Annotated in this window: 16 protein-coding genes; 4 read left to right on the forward strand and 12 right to left on the reverse strand. The window is 72.5% G+C overall.

Annotated features, from left to right (window positions below; translation table 11 throughout):
• Window positions 1–18 precede the first annotated feature (18 nt).
• Together ABTZ03_RS05025 and ABTZ03_RS05030 are read left to right on the forward strand one after the other, a co-directional pair.
• Window positions 19–228, forward strand: a complete 210-nt coding sequence (locus tag ABTZ03_RS05025) for an acyl-CoA carboxylase epsilon subunit (RefSeq protein ID WP_350511433.1) — start codon at window positions 19–21, stop codon at window positions 226–228.
• Window positions 229–516: 288 nt separating this feature from the next.
• A complete protein-coding gene (locus tag ABTZ03_RS05030) occupies window positions 517–1,128 on the forward strand; it encodes a ScbR family autoregulator-binding transcription factor (RefSeq protein WP_350511434.1) in 612 nt (203 codons plus the stop codon).
• Window positions 1,129–1,144: 16 nt separating this feature from the next.
• Here ABTZ03_RS05030 and ABTZ03_RS05035 read toward each other — a convergent pair whose 3' ends face one another.
• Window positions 1,145–1,771 carry a ScbR family autoregulator-binding transcription factor gene (locus ABTZ03_RS05035; RefSeq protein WP_350511435.1) on the reverse strand — a complete coding sequence of 209 codons (627 nt, stop codon included), beginning with the start codon at window positions 1,769–1,771 and terminating at the stop codon, window positions 1,145–1,147.
• 351 nt (window positions 1,772–2,122) lie between these two features.
• Between ABTZ03_RS05035 and ABTZ03_RS05040 the strand changes: the two genes are divergently transcribed.
• Complete coding sequence (locus ABTZ03_RS05040) at window positions 2,123–3,187, forward strand: ScbA/BarX family gamma-butyrolactone biosynthesis protein (protein ID WP_350511436.1); 1,065 nt, start codon at window positions 2,123–2,125, stop codon at window positions 3,185–3,187.
• Between the two features lie 9 nt (window positions 3,188–3,196).
• Here ABTZ03_RS05040 and ABTZ03_RS05045 read toward each other — a convergent pair whose 3' ends face one another.
• The 7 genes from ABTZ03_RS05045 to hemL form a co-directional block, all read right to left on the reverse strand.
• Window positions 3,197–3,586 (reverse strand): hypothetical protein, encoded by a 390-nt coding sequence (locus ABTZ03_RS05045; RefSeq protein WP_350511437.1) that lies wholly within the window; start codon window positions 3,584–3,586, stop codon window positions 3,197–3,199.
• Window positions 3,587–3,725: 139 nt separating this feature from the next.
• Window positions 3,726–4,856 (reverse strand): c-type cytochrome biogenesis protein CcsB, encoded by a 1,131-nt coding sequence (gene ccsB, locus ABTZ03_RS05050; protein WP_350511438.1) that lies wholly within the window; start codon window positions 4,854–4,856, stop codon window positions 3,726–3,728.
• A 3-nt stretch (window positions 4,857–4,859) separates the two neighbouring features.
• A complete protein-coding gene (gene resB, locus ABTZ03_RS05055; protein WP_350511439.1) occupies window positions 4,860–6,647 on the reverse strand; it encodes a cytochrome c biogenesis protein ResB in 1,788 nt (595 codons plus the stop codon).
• A 2-nt stretch (window positions 6,648–6,649) separates the two neighbouring features.
• Window positions 6,650–7,420 (reverse strand): cytochrome c biogenesis CcdA family protein, encoded by a 771-nt coding sequence (locus ABTZ03_RS05060; protein WP_350511520.1) that lies wholly within the window; start codon window positions 7,418–7,420, stop codon window positions 6,650–6,652.
• Between the two features lie 44 nt (window positions 7,421–7,464).
• On the reverse strand, window positions 7,465–8,079 hold the full coding sequence (locus ABTZ03_RS05065; RefSeq protein ID WP_502894387.1) for a TlpA family protein disulfide reductase: 615 nt from the start codon (window positions 8,077–8,079) through the stop codon (window positions 7,465–7,467).
• Window positions 8,080–8,221: 142 nt separating this feature from the next.
• A complete protein-coding gene (locus ABTZ03_RS05070) occupies window positions 8,222–8,872 on the reverse strand; it encodes a histidine phosphatase family protein (RefSeq protein WP_350511521.1) in 651 nt (216 codons plus the stop codon).
• Window positions 8,873–8,932: 60 nt separating this feature from the next.
• Window positions 8,933–10,261, reverse strand: a complete 1,329-nt coding sequence (gene hemL, locus ABTZ03_RS05075) for a glutamate-1-semialdehyde 2,1-aminomutase (protein WP_350511441.1) — start codon at window positions 10,259–10,261, stop codon at window positions 8,933–8,935.
• A 316-nt stretch (window positions 10,262–10,577) separates the two neighbouring features.
• Here hemL and ABTZ03_RS05080 point away from each other — a divergent pair, with 316 nt between their 5' ends.
• Entirely contained in the window at window positions 10,578–11,207 is a 630-nt protein-coding gene (locus ABTZ03_RS05080; RefSeq protein ID WP_350511442.1) for a hypothetical protein, read from the forward strand.
• 57 nt (window positions 11,208–11,264) lie between these two features.
• On the opposite strand, the gene ABTZ03_RS05085 is transcribed toward ABTZ03_RS05080, so the two are convergent.
• The 4 genes from ABTZ03_RS05085 to ABTZ03_RS05100 form a co-directional block, all read right to left on the reverse strand.
• Window positions 11,265–12,710, reverse strand: coding sequence for a DHA2 family efflux MFS transporter permease subunit (locus tag ABTZ03_RS05085; RefSeq protein WP_350511443.1), 1,446 nt, complete (start codon window positions 12,708–12,710; stop codon window positions 11,265–11,267).
• Window positions 12,711–12,792: 82 nt separating this feature from the next.
• Window positions 12,793–13,287, reverse strand: a complete 495-nt coding sequence (locus ABTZ03_RS05090; RefSeq protein WP_350511444.1) for a MarR family winged helix-turn-helix transcriptional regulator — start codon at window positions 13,285–13,287, stop codon at window positions 12,793–12,795.
• A 63-nt stretch (window positions 13,288–13,350) separates the two neighbouring features.
• On the reverse strand, window positions 13,351–14,694 hold the full coding sequence (locus ABTZ03_RS05095) for a glycosyltransferase family 39 protein (RefSeq protein WP_350511445.1): 1,344 nt from the start codon (window positions 14,692–14,694) through the stop codon (window positions 13,351–13,353).
• A gap of 173 nt (window positions 14,695–14,867) precedes the next feature.
• Window positions 14,868–16,544: an RICIN domain-containing protein gene (locus ABTZ03_RS05100; RefSeq protein WP_350511446.1), complete on the reverse strand. Its 1,677-nt coding sequence runs from the start codon at window positions 16,542–16,544 to the stop codon at window positions 14,868–14,870.
• Window positions 16,545–16,790: the final 246 nt, after the last annotated feature.

The raw sequence follows: 16,790 nt of genomic DNA on the forward strand, positions 1-16,790 counted from the left end.
CGGGGGAGAAACGAAGACATGACCGCTTCCGCCGAACCTCTCGTCCGCATCGTCCGCGGCACCCTCTCCGACGAGGAACTCGCCGCCCTCACCGCCGTGCTGGCGGCGCGTGCCGCCGTCGCGCAGCAGGCCACCGCCACCGCGCAGGTCGAGCCGATCGCCAGCTGGCAGCGCCTGGAGCGCCGCCCGGCGTACTACTCGCCGGTCAGCTGGCAGCAGGCCGCCTGACGCTTCCGGGCTCCGGCCGTCGCAGGACAGGCCCCGACGGCCGGTCACCCGCTCCGGGTGGCCGGCCGTCGGGCCGTCCACCGGCTCCCGACCGGGCGTTCCGTCGGCACACCGGGGGCCGGCCCGGGGTGCGGGCGCCGTTCGCACCCGCCCTCACCCGTTCGCACCCGTCCGGCCCGGCGCGGAGCGGCTCGGTAGGATACCTACCGGACGGTTCGCGCCCGTCGCCCCGTCGGCCCCCATAGGATCGGCCGCTGCCGAGGTACAGAACTTTCCAGGGAGGCTGCGATGGCCAGGCAGGCCCGCGCGCTGGCGACCCGCCAGGCGGTACTCCTCGCGGCGGCCGAGGTGTTCGACGAGCGGGGCTACGCCGCCGCCACGATGTCCGAGATCCTGGACCGGGCGGGTGTCACCAAGGGCGCGCTGTACTTCCACTTCCGCTCCAAGGAGGAGCTGGCGCTCGCCGTGATCGAGGGTCAGGGCGCCTGGATCGCCTCCTGGGAGCCCTCCTCGGACAGCCCGGTGCAGACCCTGATCGACCTCGGGTACGCCTTCGCCCGGGCGCTCCAGGAGGACCCGCTGGTGCGCGGCAGCATCCGGCTGACGATCGAGCACGGCAGCTTCACCCAGCCCCAGATCGCCGCCTACCAGGGCTGGATGGACCTGGTCCGGGCGCTGCTGGAGCGCGCCCGGGAGGCCGGGGACCTCCACCCCGGGGTCGACCTGGTCGCGGCCTCCGGGGTGATCACCGGCGCGGTCACCGGGATCCAGCTGAGCTCCCAGGTGCTGGCCGACCGGCGGGACCTGATCCAGCGGATGGCCGACCTGTGGACGCTGATCCTGCCGGGGCTGGTCCAGCCGCACGCACTGGCCCGACTGAGCGTCGCCGAGCGCGGCTGAGCCCCGGCGGACCCGGCTACACCCGGTAGCCGGCCCGGCAGTCCGGGCCCACCAGGGCCGGCAGCGTGGCCGTCCAGAGCCGCCGGACCGTCTCCTGCGCCGGCCGGCCGGGCTCCTCCGCCGCCAGCAGCACCTGACCGGCCACCACCGTGGTGATCAGCTCGGCGCAGGCCCGCCGGTCCGCCCCCGGGCACAGTTCGCCGGCCCGTTCGGCGCGGTCCAGCAGCCGGTGGACCACGGCGGTGAGGCTGCGCCAGGCGGTGTCCGGGCCGGCCGTATCGGTCCGACCGGCGTCCGGCCGCGGGCCCTGCCGGCCGAGCCGGACCCCGGCCCGCACCACCACGTCCTCGCGCAGCAGCCGGGCCAGCTCGTACGAGAAGTCGATCAGCCCCTGGACGGCCGGGCCCTCGGCGCGCAGGGCGCGCAGCGCGGCCGAGCCGATCTCCCGTCCGGCGGCGGCCCGCACGCCGTCGGCGAGGGCCTGCTTGGAGACGAAGTGGAAGTAGAGGGCGCCCTTGCTCACCCCGGCCCGGCGACTGATGTCGACCAGGCTGGCGGCCTCGAACCCGACCCCCGCGAAGGTGTCCGCGGCGGCGAGCAGCACGGCCTGCCTGGTCCGCCCCGCGCGTTCCTGCTTGACCACTGATCCCCCCGGACTCCGCCGGACGCGCTTCCCCGCCCCACCCGGCCGCTGTCGGCGCGCCCTCGGTCGGAGGCGGCACCTCGCACGCGGACGACGCTGGCCGAAACCGCATGGTTGGTATCTAATCTAGCGCCTGTGTCGACCCCGCCGTCCAGCGGGGACCGCCCCCCGCCCAAGGTCTGCCTCCCCTGTTCCAGGCATTCCCGCAGCCCAGAGGCCGGGTAGCGTGGTCGGTCCGGGTCCCGCGACGGGGCCACCCCGGCCGCAGAAGACAAACCGGGTGGTATGTATGTTTTGCTGTGGGGCGACCGTAGCGGCCGCCGGACCGACACCCTGGAGCTGGGGCCAGTCATGCCAATGATCGTAGAGCCGGACGCCTTCGGCCCGTACGCCCACCCCGGCTCCGACCCGTCCCCCGGCAGCCGCCCCGGCTCCGGATCCGGCTACGACTTCCACGACCGGACCGTCTCCCGACACCTGGTGCACCGCGCCTCGGTCTCCGAGGTCTTCCTCACCGGCTGGCAGGCCACCGGCCCGTACGACTTCCTGCTCGGCGCCCAGTGGCCCCGGCTGCACGGCTTCTACCGGCTGCCCGGGGACCGCTACCACGACCCGGTGCTGATGGCCGAGACCGTCCGGCAGGCCGGACTGCTGATCGGCCACGCCGGCTTCGGGGTGCCGCGCGACCACCACTTCGTCATGGAGGACCTCGGCTACGCGCTCGGCGAGTCGGGCCTGCCCGGCCTGGCCGTGACCGCCGGCCCGGCCTCGCTGATGCTGACGGTCGGCTGCCAGGACGTCCGGATGCGGCACGGCCGGCTGGCCTCACTGCGGGTGCAGGCCGAGATCACCCGGGACGGCCTGCGGATCGGCCACGGTTCCGGCCAGCTGCGGGTGATCACCCCCGCCTCGTACGAGCGGCTGCGCGGCCACCGCACCGTCGCTCCGCCACGGCCGCCGGAGCCCGCCGCGCCCGAGCTGGTCGGCCGGGCGGAACCCGCGGACGTGGTGCTCAGCCCGACCCTGCGGCCGGACACCTGGCTGCTGCGCGCCGACGCCGACCACCCGGTGCTGTTCGACCACGAGCTGGACCACGTGCCCGGGATGCTGGTCCTGGAGGCCGCCCGGCAGGCCGCCCAGCGGCTGCACCACCCCGAGCCGGTGGTGCCGGTCGAGCTGGTGACCTCCTTCGACCGCTACATCGAGCTGGACCGGCCCTGCTACGTGCGGGCCGTCCGCGAGCGGACACCGGACGGCCGCCGCACCCCCGTCCTGGTCAGGCTGCTCCAGGACGGGCGGACGGCGGCCGAGTGCCGGCTGCTCACCGCGCCGGTGGACGGTCCGCGGGTGCCGGTCCGGCGGGACGCCTTCGAGGGCCGCCCCGCCGCGCCCGGCCTGCTGCCGCTGGCGAGTTGAGGGCCGCCCTCAGGCGGCCACCAGGGCGGCCGGCCGCCGCCCGGCGTGCATCACGCTGAGGTTGGCCGCCAGCCGGACCGGGTCCTGGGCCAGCCAGAGCCGCAGCGCCGCGCCCAGCGCCGCGCTGGCCGACTCGATCCGGACGTCGGTGATCTGGGCGATCCGGGCCGCGCCGGGCACCAGCAGGTCGGCCAGCGCGGTCGGCAGCCAGACCGTCAGCGCGCACGGCGCCGGCGTGGCGATGGCGCTCAGCAGCCGGTAGGCGTCCCCCGGCGCGCTGAGCGTGGGGATGATGTCCAGCAGAGCGTCGGCCACCACTTCGGACACGTCGCTCCGGTGTCCCTGGGCGAGCCGACGGAGCAGCAGCTGCTCGGCGGCGGCGATTCGGACGGTCAGCATGACCTCGTCGCACTCCATTGCGCGATTTCCTCCTCGTTCCTCCCCGTACCGGCACGGGACGGCCGGCACGAACTACCCCCGTTGCACCTCGGCCCGGCCACCTCCGTGGACAGCCGGGCCGACGGGTGGGTGCCCCCGGTCAGATCCCCGCGTACGAGTGCTTGCCGGTGACGAAGATGTTCACGCCGTAGTAGTTGAAGCACCAGCAGGCGAAGGCCGCCAGCGCCAGGTAGGCGGCCTTGCGGCCCTTCCAGCCGGCCGTGGCCCGGGCGTGCAGGTAGCAGGCGTAGGCGACCCAGGTGATGAACGACCAGGTCTCCTTCGGGTCCCACTCCCAGTACTTGCCCCAGGCGGCCTCGGCCCAGATCGCGCCCGCGATGATGGTGAACGTCCACAGCGGGAAGACCAGGGCGTTGATCCGGTACGACAGCTTGTCGAAGGTGGAGGCGGCGGGCAGCCGGCGCCAGATCGACGCCGAGGTGCCCAGCGGGCCGGTGGTCAGGCCTGCCGCCATCCGCTTGTCGAAGGAGTCCTTGGCCAGGTACAGCAGGGTGGAGATGAACGCCGCGTAGAAGGCGCCGCCGCAGAAGATCGCGGTGGAGACGTGGATCGCCAGCCAGTACGAGTGCAGCGCCGGGACGAGCTGCTCGGAGTCGGTGTACAGCACCTGGGTCGCGATGCCGAGCGTCAGCAGCACGGCGACGGCGACCGGCAGGCCGAGCCAGCGCACGTTCTTCCGCGAGGCCAGCAGCACCAGGTAGGTGGCCGTCATCGCGAAGGCGAAGGCGCAGGAGAACTCGTACATGTTGCCCCACGGCCAGCGGGACACCGAGAGGCCGCGGGCGACGATGCCGCCGCCGTGCAGCAGCACCGCGAGGACGGTCAGCGAGACCGCGATGCGGCCGGCCAGGTCGGCCTTCTCGTTGGTGCCGGCCGCGCCCGGGCCGTCCACGTCCTCGTCGCCGCGACCGCCGGTGACCACCGTCGCGCCCGCGTCCGCCAGGACGGTGCGGGTGAGCGTGGTGGTGCCGCCCTTCGCCCCGGCGACGGTGACGGTGACCTTCTTGGCCGCCTTGGGCTCGGCGGCGGCGACGGTCTCGGCGAGGTTGCCCGCCTGCTCCGTGGACCGGACGGCGACCGCGCCCTTGCTGCCGAACGTCCACTCGAACATGTGGGCGAACATGGCGATCGTGTAGACCGCCATCGCCGAATAGATCAGCTTGTTGGAGAGGTCGGCCAGCTGTGGGTCGACCCCCGAGGCGAGGTGCACCGTCTACTCCTTGGCGTTCTGGTCAGCAGGGGCTGTGGGGTCTTCTGCTGCGGGGTCTTCCGCTCCCGGGGCGTCCGCTGCGGAGGCTTCCGGTGCGGGGTCTTCCGGTGCCGCCGGGTCCTCGGGTGCCTCGTCGGCCCCCTGGTCCTCCGACGCCGGGGCGTCGTCCTGGAGGTCGACCGCGAGTTCGGCCAGCTCCTCGGCGATCTTCGCCGACTCGCTGCGGGCCAGGCCGGCCAGCTCCACCTGGGTACCGCCGCCCGGCAGGGCCACCGCCCGCACCCAGATCCGGCGGCGCTGGATGAACAGCGAACCGATCAGACCGAGGATCGCCAGCACCGCGCCGGTCAGCGCGATCTCGTTGCCGGGGCGGTGCGAGACGTTGAAGCTCGCCCACTGCTTGTAGCCCTCGAAGGTGACGCTGCCGTAGCCGTCCGGCAGGTTCCAGGCCTGGCCCGGCTTGAGCAGGGCCTTGGCCGGCTGGCCGTCCTGCTGCATCTGGGTGAGCTTGGCGGTGTTCAGCTGGTAGATGTTCTGCGGCAGGCCGGAGTCGGTGCCGAGGTCGCCGGAGAAGGCGTTCAGCACCAGTTCGGGGGCGGCGTCGCCGGGGAACAGCGAGATCGGGCCGGTGCCGGCGAAGCTCAGCGGGGCGGTCGGCAGGAAGAAGCCGGAGAAGCCCAGCTGGGTCCGGTTGCCGTCCGGGCCGGCGCCGTAGTCGGAGACCTTCACCACGCCGGTCGAGGTCAGGTTGGCGTCCTGCGGCAGGAACGGCACGACGTCGTGGTAGACCACGTCGCCCTTGCCGTTCTTCACGGTGATCACCGGGGCGTAGCCGTGGCCGATCAGGAAGACCTTGCTGCCGCCGATCTCCAGCGGGTGGTTGACCTCGATCGTGCCCTTCTTCAGCTTCGACTCGTCGCTGCCCTCGTAGTACTGCACGTTCGCGGTGAACTGCCGCGCGGCGCCCATCTGGTCACCGGTGTTCTGGAACTTCGAGGTGAAGTCGTTGAGCTTCAGGTAGAACGGGTCGAGGTCCTGGCTGCCGTAGAACCGGGTGCCGGTGAAGTCGTCGAGCTGGGTGATGGTGTTGGAGTAGCCCTGGCCCTCGACCATCAGCTTGCCGCCGGTGCCGGAGGCCAGGCTGGCCCAGGCGAAGCCGCCGAGCAGCGCGAACAGCGACAGGTGGAACAGCAGGTTGCCGACCTCGCGCAGGTACCCCTTCTCGGCGGCCACCGCGCCGCCGGCCAGGTTGGCCCGGAAGCCGCGCTTGCGCAGCAGCCGGTGGGCGGCCGCGTTCACCTGCTCCGCGTCCGCATCGGTGCGCCAGGCCGCGTACACCGGCATCCGGGTCAGGTTGCGCGGGGCGGCCGGCGGCTGGGAGCGCAGCACGCCGACGAACTGCCAGGTCCGCGGGATGATGCAGCCGGCCAGCGAGACGAACAGCAGGATGTAGATCGCCGAGAACCAGACCGAGCTGTAGACGTCGAACAGCTGGAGCTTCTCGTAGATCGGCGCGACCGTGGTGTGCTGCGCCTTCCAGGTCTGCACCTTGAACTGGTTCTGGCCGTTCTGCGGGATCAGCGACCCCGGGATGGCGGCCAGCGAGAGCAGGAACAGCAGGATCAGGGCGACCCGCATCGAGGTCAGCTGGCGCCACATCCAGCGCGCCCAGCCGAGCACCCCTATGCCGGTCGGTCCCTCGGACTCGACCGGCGCGGTGCTGAGCCGCTCGGCGGCGGCGTCCTCGTCCGGCGCCGGGGGCAGCTCGGTATCGGTCGTGGTCTTGCTCACGGTCAGATTCCGATCTGGGAGTCGGCGGTCCAGGACTGCAGTTCGCTCATCCAGGAATCCCAGATCCCGGTGACGAGCAGCAGACCGACCGCGACGAGCATGCCGCCACCGATCCGCATGACGAGCGGGTAGTGCCGCTTGACCCACCCGAAGGCACCCAGCGCGCGGCGGAAGGCCAGCGCGGCCACGATGAACGGTACGCCGAGGCCCAGGCAGTAGAAGGTCATCAGCAGGGCCCCGCGCGCCGCGTCGGCCTGGTTCAGCGACAGGCTCTGGACGGCGGCCAGCGTCGGGCCGATGCAGGGCGTCCAGCCGACGCCGAACACCACGCCGAGCAGCGGCGCGCCGAGCAGGCCGACGGCCGGGCGGCGGTGCGAACGCACCTCGCGCATGCTCAGCCCGGGGACGAGGCCCATGAAGGCCAGCCCCATCACCACGGTGAGCGCGCCGAGCACGATCGAGATGGCCCGCTTGTGCTGCAGCAGGGTGGTGCCGAACTGGCCGAACAGCGCCCCGCCGGAGACGAAGACCGCGGTGAAGCCGAGGATGAACAGCGTCGCCCCGAGCAGCATCCGGCCGCGCCGGGCACCGCGGGCGTCCGCGAGGTCGGCGGCGGAGAAGCCGGTCACGTACGAGAGGTAGCCGGGCACCAGCGGCAGCACGCAGGGCGAGAAGAACGACACCAGGCCGGCCACCAGCGCGATCGGCGCCGCGGCGAGCAGCGCCCCGCTCTGCACGGTGCTGAAGTTGTCCGCCAGCGGCAGTCCGGTCAGCGGGAGTCCGGCCTGCGCGAGTTCGGCGAGTCGTGGCGCCCCGCTCACTGCTGCTGCTCCGCGACCACCGGCTGGACGATCGACTCCAGCGCCTCCTGGGTCGTCCCGCCGACGGCGCGGGCGGCCAGCTTGCCGTCCCGGTCGACGATCAGGGTGGTCGGGATGGACTGCGGGTTGAGGCTGCCCTTGGGGAACTTGAGCAGCTGGGTGCCGGCCGGGTCGAAGATGCTCGGGAAGGAGACGCCCTGCTCCTGCTCGAAGCGGACGGCGTTGGTCTTGTCGGTGTCCCGGGTGTTGATGCCGAGGAACTGGACGCCCTTGTCCCTGTACTCGTCCGCGACGGCCTGGAGGTTCTTCGCCTCGGCCCGGCACGGCCCGCACCAGGAGCCCCACACGTTCAGCACCACGACCTTGCCGCGGTAGTCGGAGAGCTTGACCTGGTTGCCCTCCAGGGTCTCCCCGGAGATGTCCGGCGCGTCCCCGCGCTTGCCCGTGTCCGCCTTCGACAGGTTGGTCCCCTTGACGGTGACGAACCCGACCTGGCCCTCGCCGCTGCCCGACGAGCCCGAGGAGGAACAGCCGGTGAGGACGAGCGCAGCGGCGGCGACTGTGGCGGCGGCTGCGGCGACACGGGGACGGGGGCGCGTCATGGCAGACATGTGAAAAGTTTCGCATGGAGTTCCGGCCCGGTTCGCCGGGGTCCTACCTTGCGCGTCGCACCCCGTCTGACCTGCGACGACTTCGGGTCACCCGGCATTTGCCAGGTGACCCGAAGTCATACTTACGCACCGCTTACGGGGGTCAGGCGCCGAAGCTCTTGCCCACCGGCTTGTCGCCCTTGCGGCCCTTGCCGACCAGGTGCGCGGGCAGCAGGTCGCGGGCCGGCTCGCGGTAGCCGACCGAGACGATCCGGTCGCCCTCGAAGGTGAAGCTGGTCAGCGAGGCCAGCGAGCACTGCCGCTTGCGCGGGTCGTGCCAGAGCCGGCGACGCTCGACGAAGGAGCGGAGGATCCAGATCGGCAGCTGGTGGCTGACGCAGACCGCCTCGTGCCCGCGGGCGGCGTCCCGGGCCGCGCCGAGCGCGCCCATCATCCGCACCACCTGGTCGAGGTACGGCTCGCCCCAGGACGGCTTGAACGGGTTGGTGAGGTACTTCCAGTAGCCCGGGTTGCGCAGCGAACCGTCGCCGACCCCGAAGGTCTTGCCCTCGAAGATGTTCTCCGCCTCGATCAGCCGCGCGTCCTCCGCGACGTCCAGGCCGTGCGCCTTGCCGATCGGCGCGGCGGTCTCCTGGGCCCGCTCCAGCGGGGAGGCGACCACGTGGGTGATGTCCCGTCCGGCCAGGTCCTCGGCGACCCGGTCGGCCATCTGCCGGCCCAGCTCGGACAGGTGGTAGCCCGGCAGGCGCCCGTACAGGATGCCCTCCGGGTTGTGCACCTCGCCGTGCCGCATCACGTGGACGACGGTGATCTCTTTGGCGCTCACTTCTCAACTACTCCTGGGACTCGGGGCTCAGGCCGTGGCGGCGGCAGCGGCGCGCGCGGCGGCCGGCAGGGCGGCGGCGATCCGCTCGATCGCCCGGGCGTCGTGGGTCGCCGAGACGAACCAGGACTCGAAGGCGGACGGCGGCAGGTAGACGCCCTCGGCGAGCATCGCGTGGAAGAAGGCGGTGAAACGGTACGCCTCCTGGGTCCGGGCCTCGTCGTAGTTGGTGACGGGGGCCTCGGTGAAGAACACCGAGAACATGTTCCCGGCGGTCTGCAGCCGGTGTGCCACGCCCTCCTTGGCGAGCGCCTCGGAGACCAGGCCGGAGACCTCGGCGGCCACCTTGTCCACCGTCGCGTACACCTCGTCGGTGCAGCCGCGCAGCTGGGCCAGGCCCGCCGCGGTGGCGACCGGGTTCCCGGACAGGGTGCCCGCCTGGTAGACCGGTCCGGCCGGGGCCAGGTGGGCCATCACGTCGGCGCGGCCGCCGAAGGCCGCGGCCGGGAAGCCGCCGCCCATGACCTTGCCGAAGGTCAGCAGGTCGGGCGCCCAGCCCTCGTGCGCCGCCTCCAGGCCGTACCAGCCGGCCTTGGAGACGCGGAAGCCGGTCATCACCTCGTCGGAGACGAACAGCGCGCCGTTGTCCCGGCAGAGCCGGGCCAGGCCAGCGTTGAAGCCGGGCAGCGGCGGGACGACGCCCATGTTGCCGGGCGAGGCCTCGGTGATCACGCAGGCGATCTCGCCCGGGTGGGCGGCGAAGGCCTGCTCGACGGCGGCGAGGTCGTTGTACGGCAGCACGATGGTGTCGCCGGCCTGGGCGCCGGTGACGCCCGGGGTGTCCGGAAGGCCGAAGGTGGCCACGCCGGAACCGGCGGCGGCCAGCAGGGCGTCCACGTGACCGTGGTAGCAACCGGCGAACTTGACCACCTTGGCCCGGCCGGTGAAGCCGCGGGCGAGCCGGATCGCGGACATGGTGGCCTCGGTGCCGGAGGAGACCAGGCGGACCTGCTCGACCGGGGCGACCCGGGCGACGATCTCCTCGGCCAGCTCGACCTCGCCCTGGCCGGGGGTGCCGAAGGAGGTGCCGCGGGCGACCGCCTGCTGGACGGCCTCGATCACGGCCGGGTTCGCGTGGCCGAGGATCATCGGACCCCACGAGCACACCAGGTCGACGTACTCACGGCCGTCGGCGTCGGTGAGGTAGGGGCCGTTGCCGGACACCATGAAGCGCGGCGTTCCGCCGACCGCGCGGAAGGCGCGCACCGGGGAGTTGACGCCGCCGGGCGTGACCACGGAGGCGCGATCGAAGAGCGACTGGGACTGGGGGGCTTCGTAGGGGTAGCTCACAGGAGACATGGTCTCAAATCGTGTCCTTGAGCTCTGCATGTCCGGCCCGATCATCTGGAACGATGATCCGGGCACCGTTGTCTGTACGGTTGTCCGTGACGGTTGTCCGTGGCGGTCGTGTACGGGCGGGGCCGCTGGCTGTTCCGGAGCACGGACCAGTCAGACTGTGGGCACGGGGTGCGCGAGCGCCCGGGGTGTGTGCAGGGGTGTGGAGAGGACTGCCGCGTACCGCGGATGGGTACGGCGGCGCATGACGGGTAAGGAGCACGTCCGGCGGGACGCCGGGCGTGCGGGGGTCTGTCGATTCCGGCGAATTCCGGTGAGGATGGTCCGAGTGTCCGAGGCGCAGGACGGCTTCGACGAGGCGGCGGGTGGCTCCCGCAGGCCCGCCGAAACCGCACGCGGGGGTACGGGAGCGGGTACGGGGCGTGGTCGCCGCGGCGGCGAGAGGCGGGGTGAGGGACGCGTGGGGGTGACGTACAAGTACTTCGGCGCACCGGACCGCGCGACCGCCGCCAGAGTCCCCACCGCCCTCGGCCCGGGCGGTCTCGGTCTGGACGCCGGTGAACTCGGCGCGCTGGGGCGGCTCGGCGACCTGATGGAGACCAGCGGCTCCCCCACCGGCCACCTCTCCACCAAGATCAAACCGGAGACCATGAGCGCCATGGTCCTCACCGGCATCCAGGGCGTGCCGCTGCACCAGGTGCCGCCGCTGGAGCTGGTGGTGCTGCACCCCGACTACGCCGTCGTCCAACTCCCGCACAACGTGGTCGAACCGCTCCGCAAGGCCGACGAGACCGAGCTCGGCGCGGCGGCCTTCATCTGGTCCACCGTGCCGGACCGGCGCGGGCCGCGGGACGCCTTCGTGATCTACAGCATGCTGCACGAGTGGCAGGACTTCGCCAACCGGCTGCACGACGCCGGGCACCAGCTGTACTGCCTGGTCTGGCCGTAGCGACCGCGCACCCCTGGCCGCTGAACATGCCCAAGGGTGCGCCGAGTTGACGGTTCGTCAAGCCCTGCTGACGGGTCGGACCAGAATCGCGGCGAGCAGCAGGGCCAGTGCGAGCAGTCCGGTGGCCACCGCGAAGGCGAGTCGGAAGCCGGCCGTGAGCGACTCGGCCGCGGGGTGCCCGGCGGCGGCCAGGGTGTGGGCGCGGCCGGTGGCGAGGGTGCTGAGCACAGCGACCCCGAGCGCGCCGCCGACCTGCTGGGAGGTGCCGAACAGGCCGGAGGCGGTGCCCGCGTCGCGCGGGTCGACCCCGGCCATGGCGAGGGCGGTGAGCGCCGAAATCGCCAGGCCGAAGCCGCTGATCAGCAGCATGGTGGGCAGCACGTCGAGGGCGTAGTCGGCCTCGACGGGGAGCCTGGTCAGCAGGGCCAGCCCGGAGAGCAGCAGGACCAGGCCGGTGAGCAGCATCCGGCGCTCGCCGAAGCGGGCGATCAGCCGGGCGGAGAGCAGCAGCGAGACGGCGCCGACGGTGGTGGCGGCCGGGAGCAGTGCGAGGCCGGTGGCGGCGGCGCCGTAGCCGCGGACGTCCTGCAGGTAGAGCGCGATCATGACCTGGAAGCCGAACATCCCGCCGACCATCAGGGTCTGCACCGCGGCGGCGGCGGAGAGGCCGCGGGAGCGGAAGACCCGCAGCGGGAGCAGCGGTCGGGCGGCCCGGGCCTGACGCAGTGTGAAGGCGGCCAGCAGGGCGAGCGCGAGCGCGCCGAGGAGGAGGGTCCGGGGCGAGGTCCAGCCGTGCCCGCCGGTGCCGACGATGGCGTAGATGCCGAGCATCAGGGCGGCGGTGATCAGCGCGGCGCCCGGGGCGTCGACGCCGGCCCGCAGGCCCGGGCCCCGGTCGGGTGCCAGCACCCGGAGGGCCAGCAGGCCGGCGGCGAGGCCGATCGGCAGGTTGATCAGGAAGATCCAGTGCCAGTCGAGGGCCTGGGTGAGCGCCCCGCCGAGGACCTGGCCGATCGAGGCGCCGGCCGCCCCGACGAAGCTGAACGCGCCGATCGCGCGGCCGCGTTCGGCGGGCTCGGGGAACAGCGTGACGATCATGCCGAGGCTGACGGCCGAGGCCATCGCGCCGCCGACGCCCTGGAGGAAGCGGGCGGCGATCAGCATCCCCTGCGACGTGGCGAGGGCGCAGAGCAGCGAGGCGGCGGTGAAGACGGCGAGGCCGGCGATGAAGACCCGCTTGCGGCCGATCAGGTCGCCGAGCCGGCCGGCCAGCAGGAGCAGGCCACCGAAGGCGATCAGGTAGGCGTTGACCGTCCAGGTCAGGTCGGCGGGCGAGAAGTGCAGGTCGTCCTGGATGGCGGGCAGCGCCACGGTGACGATCGAGCCGTCCAGGATGATCATCAGCATCCCCGCGCAGAGCACCGTGAGGGCGAGCGCGCGGGAGCGGGTGGGGCCGGGGGCCGGGGGCGCCGTGTCGGGCGCGGCCGGGGCGTGCGTGGTCATGGCGGTTCTCCCGGTTCGTCGAGTACCGGGAAGGAAGCTATCAGATTGTTTTCTTCGGGACTATCTATCTCGGGATGGAAGCTCAGCCCCGGGAGCGCCGGGCCCGGCGCACGGTCCGTTCGCTCTCCACCGGCTCCGCCAGGTGCCCGTCCACCAGGCGGGTCAGGGCCGCGACGAAGGCGTCCTGCTCGGGCTGCGGCAGCGCGTCCAGCAGCTCCCGGTGGACCCGGTCGGCGATCCGGGTGCCCTGCTCCACGGCGCGGGTGCCCTGGTCGGTGACCGAGATGATCCGGGCCCGGCGGTCGGTGGCGGACGGGCGGCGCTCGGCCAGGCCCGCCTTCTCCAGCTCGTCGACGGTGACCACCATGGTGGTCTTGTCCAGGTCCGCCAGCTCGGCCAGCTGGATCTGGGTGCGCTCCGCCTCCTGGGCGTGGAACAGCACGCAGTACGCACGGGGGGTGATCCCGAGCTCGGTGAAGGCGGCCGCCATCCGGGTCGCCAGCACGTGGCTCGCGTGGTCCAGCAGGCCGGAGATGTCGCGGATCTGGCGCACGGGCACGGGCGGGGTCGTCGTCATGCGTCCGAGGTTAGCAACGGCCCGTCTGCTGCCGGATGATCCCGTTGCTGACCAACGCCGGGGTTACGGGATTCCCAACTCGAACAGCGCATAGCCGGCGTACCAGCCGGCCGCGATCACCGGCATCGCGAACAGTCCGACCAGCGTGGAGGTCCGCACCCGGCGCAGCGCCACCGCCAGACCGATGAACAGCGGGAAGGCCGGCAGCAGGTAGCGCGAGATGTTGCCGAAGATCTGGTTGCTGCTCAGCGCGGTGAAGACGGTCAGCCCGGTGAAGATCCACAGCACCAGCGGCGGACGGGCCTTCCCCAGCAGCACCAGCAGGCCGGGCAGGGCGATCAGCAGGGCGATGGCGATCAGGTCCGGAACGGGGTTGGACTGCCAGAAGTCCCAGTGGCCGGTGATCACGTCCATGAACGTCCGCGCGGTGGAGGCGCCGAAGTCGAAGTAGCGGTTCCAGGCGCCGCGCTGCAGCTTGAAGTAGCCGCCCCAGTCGCCCATCCGCCAGCCCACCCAGGCCACGTAGCCGAACAGGCCCCACGGGGTGATCAGCATCGCGGTCAGCGGGCGGGCCACCCCGTCCCTGCGGCGGACCAGCGCGACCAGCGCGGCGATCGAGACCGCGGCGATCAGCGCGGCCGCGGTCGGCCGGTTCAGGCCCGCGACCAGGGCCAGCAGACCGGCCGCGAGCCAGCGGCGGGTCATCACGCAGTAGCAGGCCCAGGCGGACAGCGCGACGAACAGCGAGTCCGAGTAGACCGCCCACTCCACCCCCGAGCCCGGGAACAGGCCCCAGATCACCGCGGCGATCACCCCGGCCCGGAAGCCGCCCAGTCGCTCCGCGATCGCGAAGATCCCGGCCGCGGCGACCAGCGAGGCGATCACCGAGACCGCGATCCCGGAGCCGTACGGGCCGAGCCCGGTGACCGCGCCGACCAGCCGCATCAGCCAGGGGTAGAGCGGGAAGAAGGCGGCGGAGTTCTCGTAGTAGGTGGCCAGCGGGAAGCCGTGCAGCGGGATCAGCTGCGGGTCGTAGCCGTTCTCGGCGATCCGCTGGTACCAGACGCCGTCCCAGGTGCCCAGCACGTCCCAGGCGTGGGCGCCGCCGCCGCGGCCGACCTGCTTCTTCAGGTAGTCACCGGTGTGGTCAAGCAGCAGCAGGAAGACGGCCAGGCCGGTCGCCTTGACCACGGCGTAGGCGCCGAGCGCGGGCGCGAAGCGGTCCACCAGCGCCATGAAGCGGCCGGGCGCCGGGCCCGTCCGCTGCTCGGAACGCCCCTCCGACTCCGGCTCCGGGGCCGTCACCGGCCCGGTGCCCGACGACCCTCCGGCGGCCGGTCCGGTGCTCGACGACTCTCTGGCGGCCGGTTCGGTGCTCGACGACTCGGTGCTCGATGCCGTGCTCATCTGGTCTGGGTACTCCCCGCCCCGCTCCTGGTGCGCGCGGCTCCGGCGCGACGATGTTCCCGTGAGCCTACGGCACGCCCCCGAGCCCGGGCCCTCCCCCGGCCGCCCGGGAATCCCGTGGCGCCGGGGGTGCGGCCGTCGCCGCCCGGGCCGGGCGGCGACGGCCGGCGGGCTCAGCCGTGGAGGTACACGATGCCGAGCTTGGTGAGCTGCCAGAGCTGGGCGGGGGCGCCGGTGTCGGCGGCGAGTTCGACGTAGGGGTTGCTCTTGGCGTCGAGGGCGGTGCCGGCCGCCAGCACCTTGGTGGGGTCGGCCGAGTCGGCGATCTTGTAGTTGCCGTTGCCGGCCGGGACGAACACCCAGTGCTGGTTGGCGCCGCCGTTGCAGCCCCACTGCTGGATCCGGGTGCCGGCGGCGGTGCCGGCCGCGTTGGCGTCCAGGCACATGTTGCGGTTGCCGCTGAAGTCCAGCTCGTAGCTGCCGCCGGCCTTGGCCTCCAGGACGAAGGACTGGTTCAGCCCGCCGGTCGCCGGGTAGCTGATCGCGGCCCGTCCGTTGGTGGAGTCGCCGTAGGTGCCGCCGCCGGAGAGGTCGAGGGCGTTGCCGGTGGCCGCGTTGGTGAGCTGGTACCAGGAGCCGTCCTCGGGGCCGTCGCCGAAGGGCTGTCCGGGGGTGAGCGGCTGGATCGAGGTGGTGTTCTGCTGGTTGAGCGTGCAGTAGGCCTCCGCCTGGTCGGGCTTGGCGAAGAACTGGCCGAGGCAGACGCCCTCACCGCGGTAGCCGGCCACCCGCAGGTGGTACGACTGGCGGACCATGTTCATGCACAGCCCGGGGATCCCGATCTGCGAGTCGCAGCCGTTGCGGGCCCACTCGGAGAGGTTGATGACGTCGCCGTTGCTGTACTCGTACGGCGAACTCGTCCACTCCGCGCACACCTCGTGCCCGAAGGCGACCCGCCGCTGGTCCAAGTACCGTACGCCGGGGACCTGTTCGGCCGCGCCGCGGAGCGCGTCGCTGAAGGTGGGCACCACCCAGTCGTGGCCCCAGGCGAGGTCCTCGGGGAAGGCCGGACAGCCGTCGGTGATCTTGCCGAGGTAGTCGTTGCGCCGGATGTCCGGGGTGATCGGGTTGAAGTACGACTGGTAGACGAGCTGGTACGCGGAGTCGGCGTAGCCGGCCTTGCGCATGGTCTGCCGGACGTCCTGGAGCGCGGCGACGACCTTGGGCTGGACCGCCTTGGCCCGGCGGCGGATCTCGTCGCTGCCGATGGTGTCCCGGCAGCCCTGGTCCTTGGGGATCGGGAAGTACTGGGCGAGGCAGTGCATCATGATGCCGCTGAAGTCGAAGTCGTCGTTGGCGCCGATCGTGACGACGACCATCTTGACGTCGTACTTGCCCGCCGCGTCGGCGAGTTTGACGTCCTGTTTGGGCTCGCCGAAGTCGCCGAAGCCCGGGCCGGTGATCTTGGCCAGCTCGGGGTCGCTGACCAGGTCGCCGGTCTGGGCGCCGGAGCAGGCGAGGTCGATCGGGGTGACCCCGGGGATGTCGGTGGTGAAGATCTCCGACTTGGGGTGGCGGTGGCAGTAGTTGGTGGGGGTGTCGGTCCCCGGGAAGTAGCCGTCGTTGGTGTCGGTGCCGGCGCCCTCCCCGGAGATGGCGCTGTCGCCGAGGGCGACGATCGCGGCCGGGCGGGTGGGCGCCGGGGCCGGGGCCGGCGAGGTGTCGGCGAACGCGGCGGGGGCGCCGGCCAGGCCGAGGGTGGCGACGAGGACGCCGGTGGCGAGCAGCGCGGCGGACCGGGACGAGCCCGTTCGCCCTCGCCGCGCCGCGGACGTGCGGAACCTGATCACACGCGACTCCTTGCGGGGTGGGGGAACCGCCCGGCTGGGGATGCCGGACGGCGCGGAGCAAGAGAGGTGGTGCCGAAAAGGTGAGCAGGTCTCATATTCTAAGTACTGACAAGTAGTACAACAAGGCTTATGACCGCTCCGGGACCTGACCCGGAGTCGACTGCCGGGCACGGAAAAGAGCCGCCGCTCCGCGCCCCAGGAGGGAAGCGCGGAACGGCGGCTCTCACCGGCCGAACCGGGGGTGGA

The sequence above is a fragment of the Kitasatospora sp. NPDC096077 genome (assembly GCF_040303245.1).
Classification (GTDB): Bacteria; Actinomycetota; Actinomycetes; order Streptomycetales; family Streptomycetaceae; genus Kitasatospora.

Excerpts from the sequence above, each read along its gene's own strand:
- hemL (WP_350511441.1), bottom strand. The coding sequence starts at position 10,261 with ATGTCTCCTGTGAGCTACCCCTACGAAGCCCCCCAGTCCCAGTCGCTC.
- ABTZ03_RS05030 (WP_350511434.1), top strand. The coding sequence starts at position 517 with ATGGCCAGGCAGGCCCGCGCGCTGGCGACCCGCCAGGCGGTACTCCTC.
- ABTZ03_RS05085 (WP_350511443.1), bottom strand. The coding sequence starts at position 12,710 with ATGACCACGCACGCCCCGGCCGCGCCCGACACGGCGCCCCCGGCCCCC.
- ABTZ03_RS05090 (WP_350511444.1), bottom strand. The coding sequence starts at position 13,287 with ATGACGACGACCCCGCCCGTGCCCGTGCGCCAGATCCGCGACATCTCC.
- ABTZ03_RS05070 (WP_350511521.1), bottom strand. The coding sequence starts at position 8,872 with ATGCGGCACGGCGAGGTGCACAACCCGGAGGGCATCCTGTACGGGCGC.
- ABTZ03_RS05080 (WP_350511442.1), top strand. The coding sequence starts at position 10,578 with ATGGTCCGAGTGTCCGAGGCGCAGGACGGCTTCGACGAGGCGGCGGGT.
- ABTZ03_RS05025 (WP_350511433.1), top strand. The coding sequence starts at position 19 with ATGACCGCTTCCGCCGAACCTCTCGTCCGCATCGTCCGCGGCACCCTC.
- ABTZ03_RS05065 (WP_502894387.1), bottom strand. The coding sequence starts at position 8,079 with ATGTCTGCCATGACGCGCCCCCGTCCCCGTGTCGCCGCAGCCGCCGCC.
- ABTZ03_RS05040 (WP_350511436.1), top strand. The coding sequence starts at position 2,123 with ATGCCAATGATCGTAGAGCCGGACGCCTTCGGCCCGTACGCCCACCCC.
- ABTZ03_RS05045 (WP_350511437.1), bottom strand. The coding sequence starts at position 3,586 with ATGCTGACCGTCCGAATCGCCGCCGCCGAGCAGCTGCTGCTCCGTCGG.
- ABTZ03_RS05095 (WP_350511445.1), bottom strand. The coding sequence starts at position 14,694 with ATGAGCACGGCATCGAGCACCGAGTCGTCGAGCACCGAACCGGCCGCC.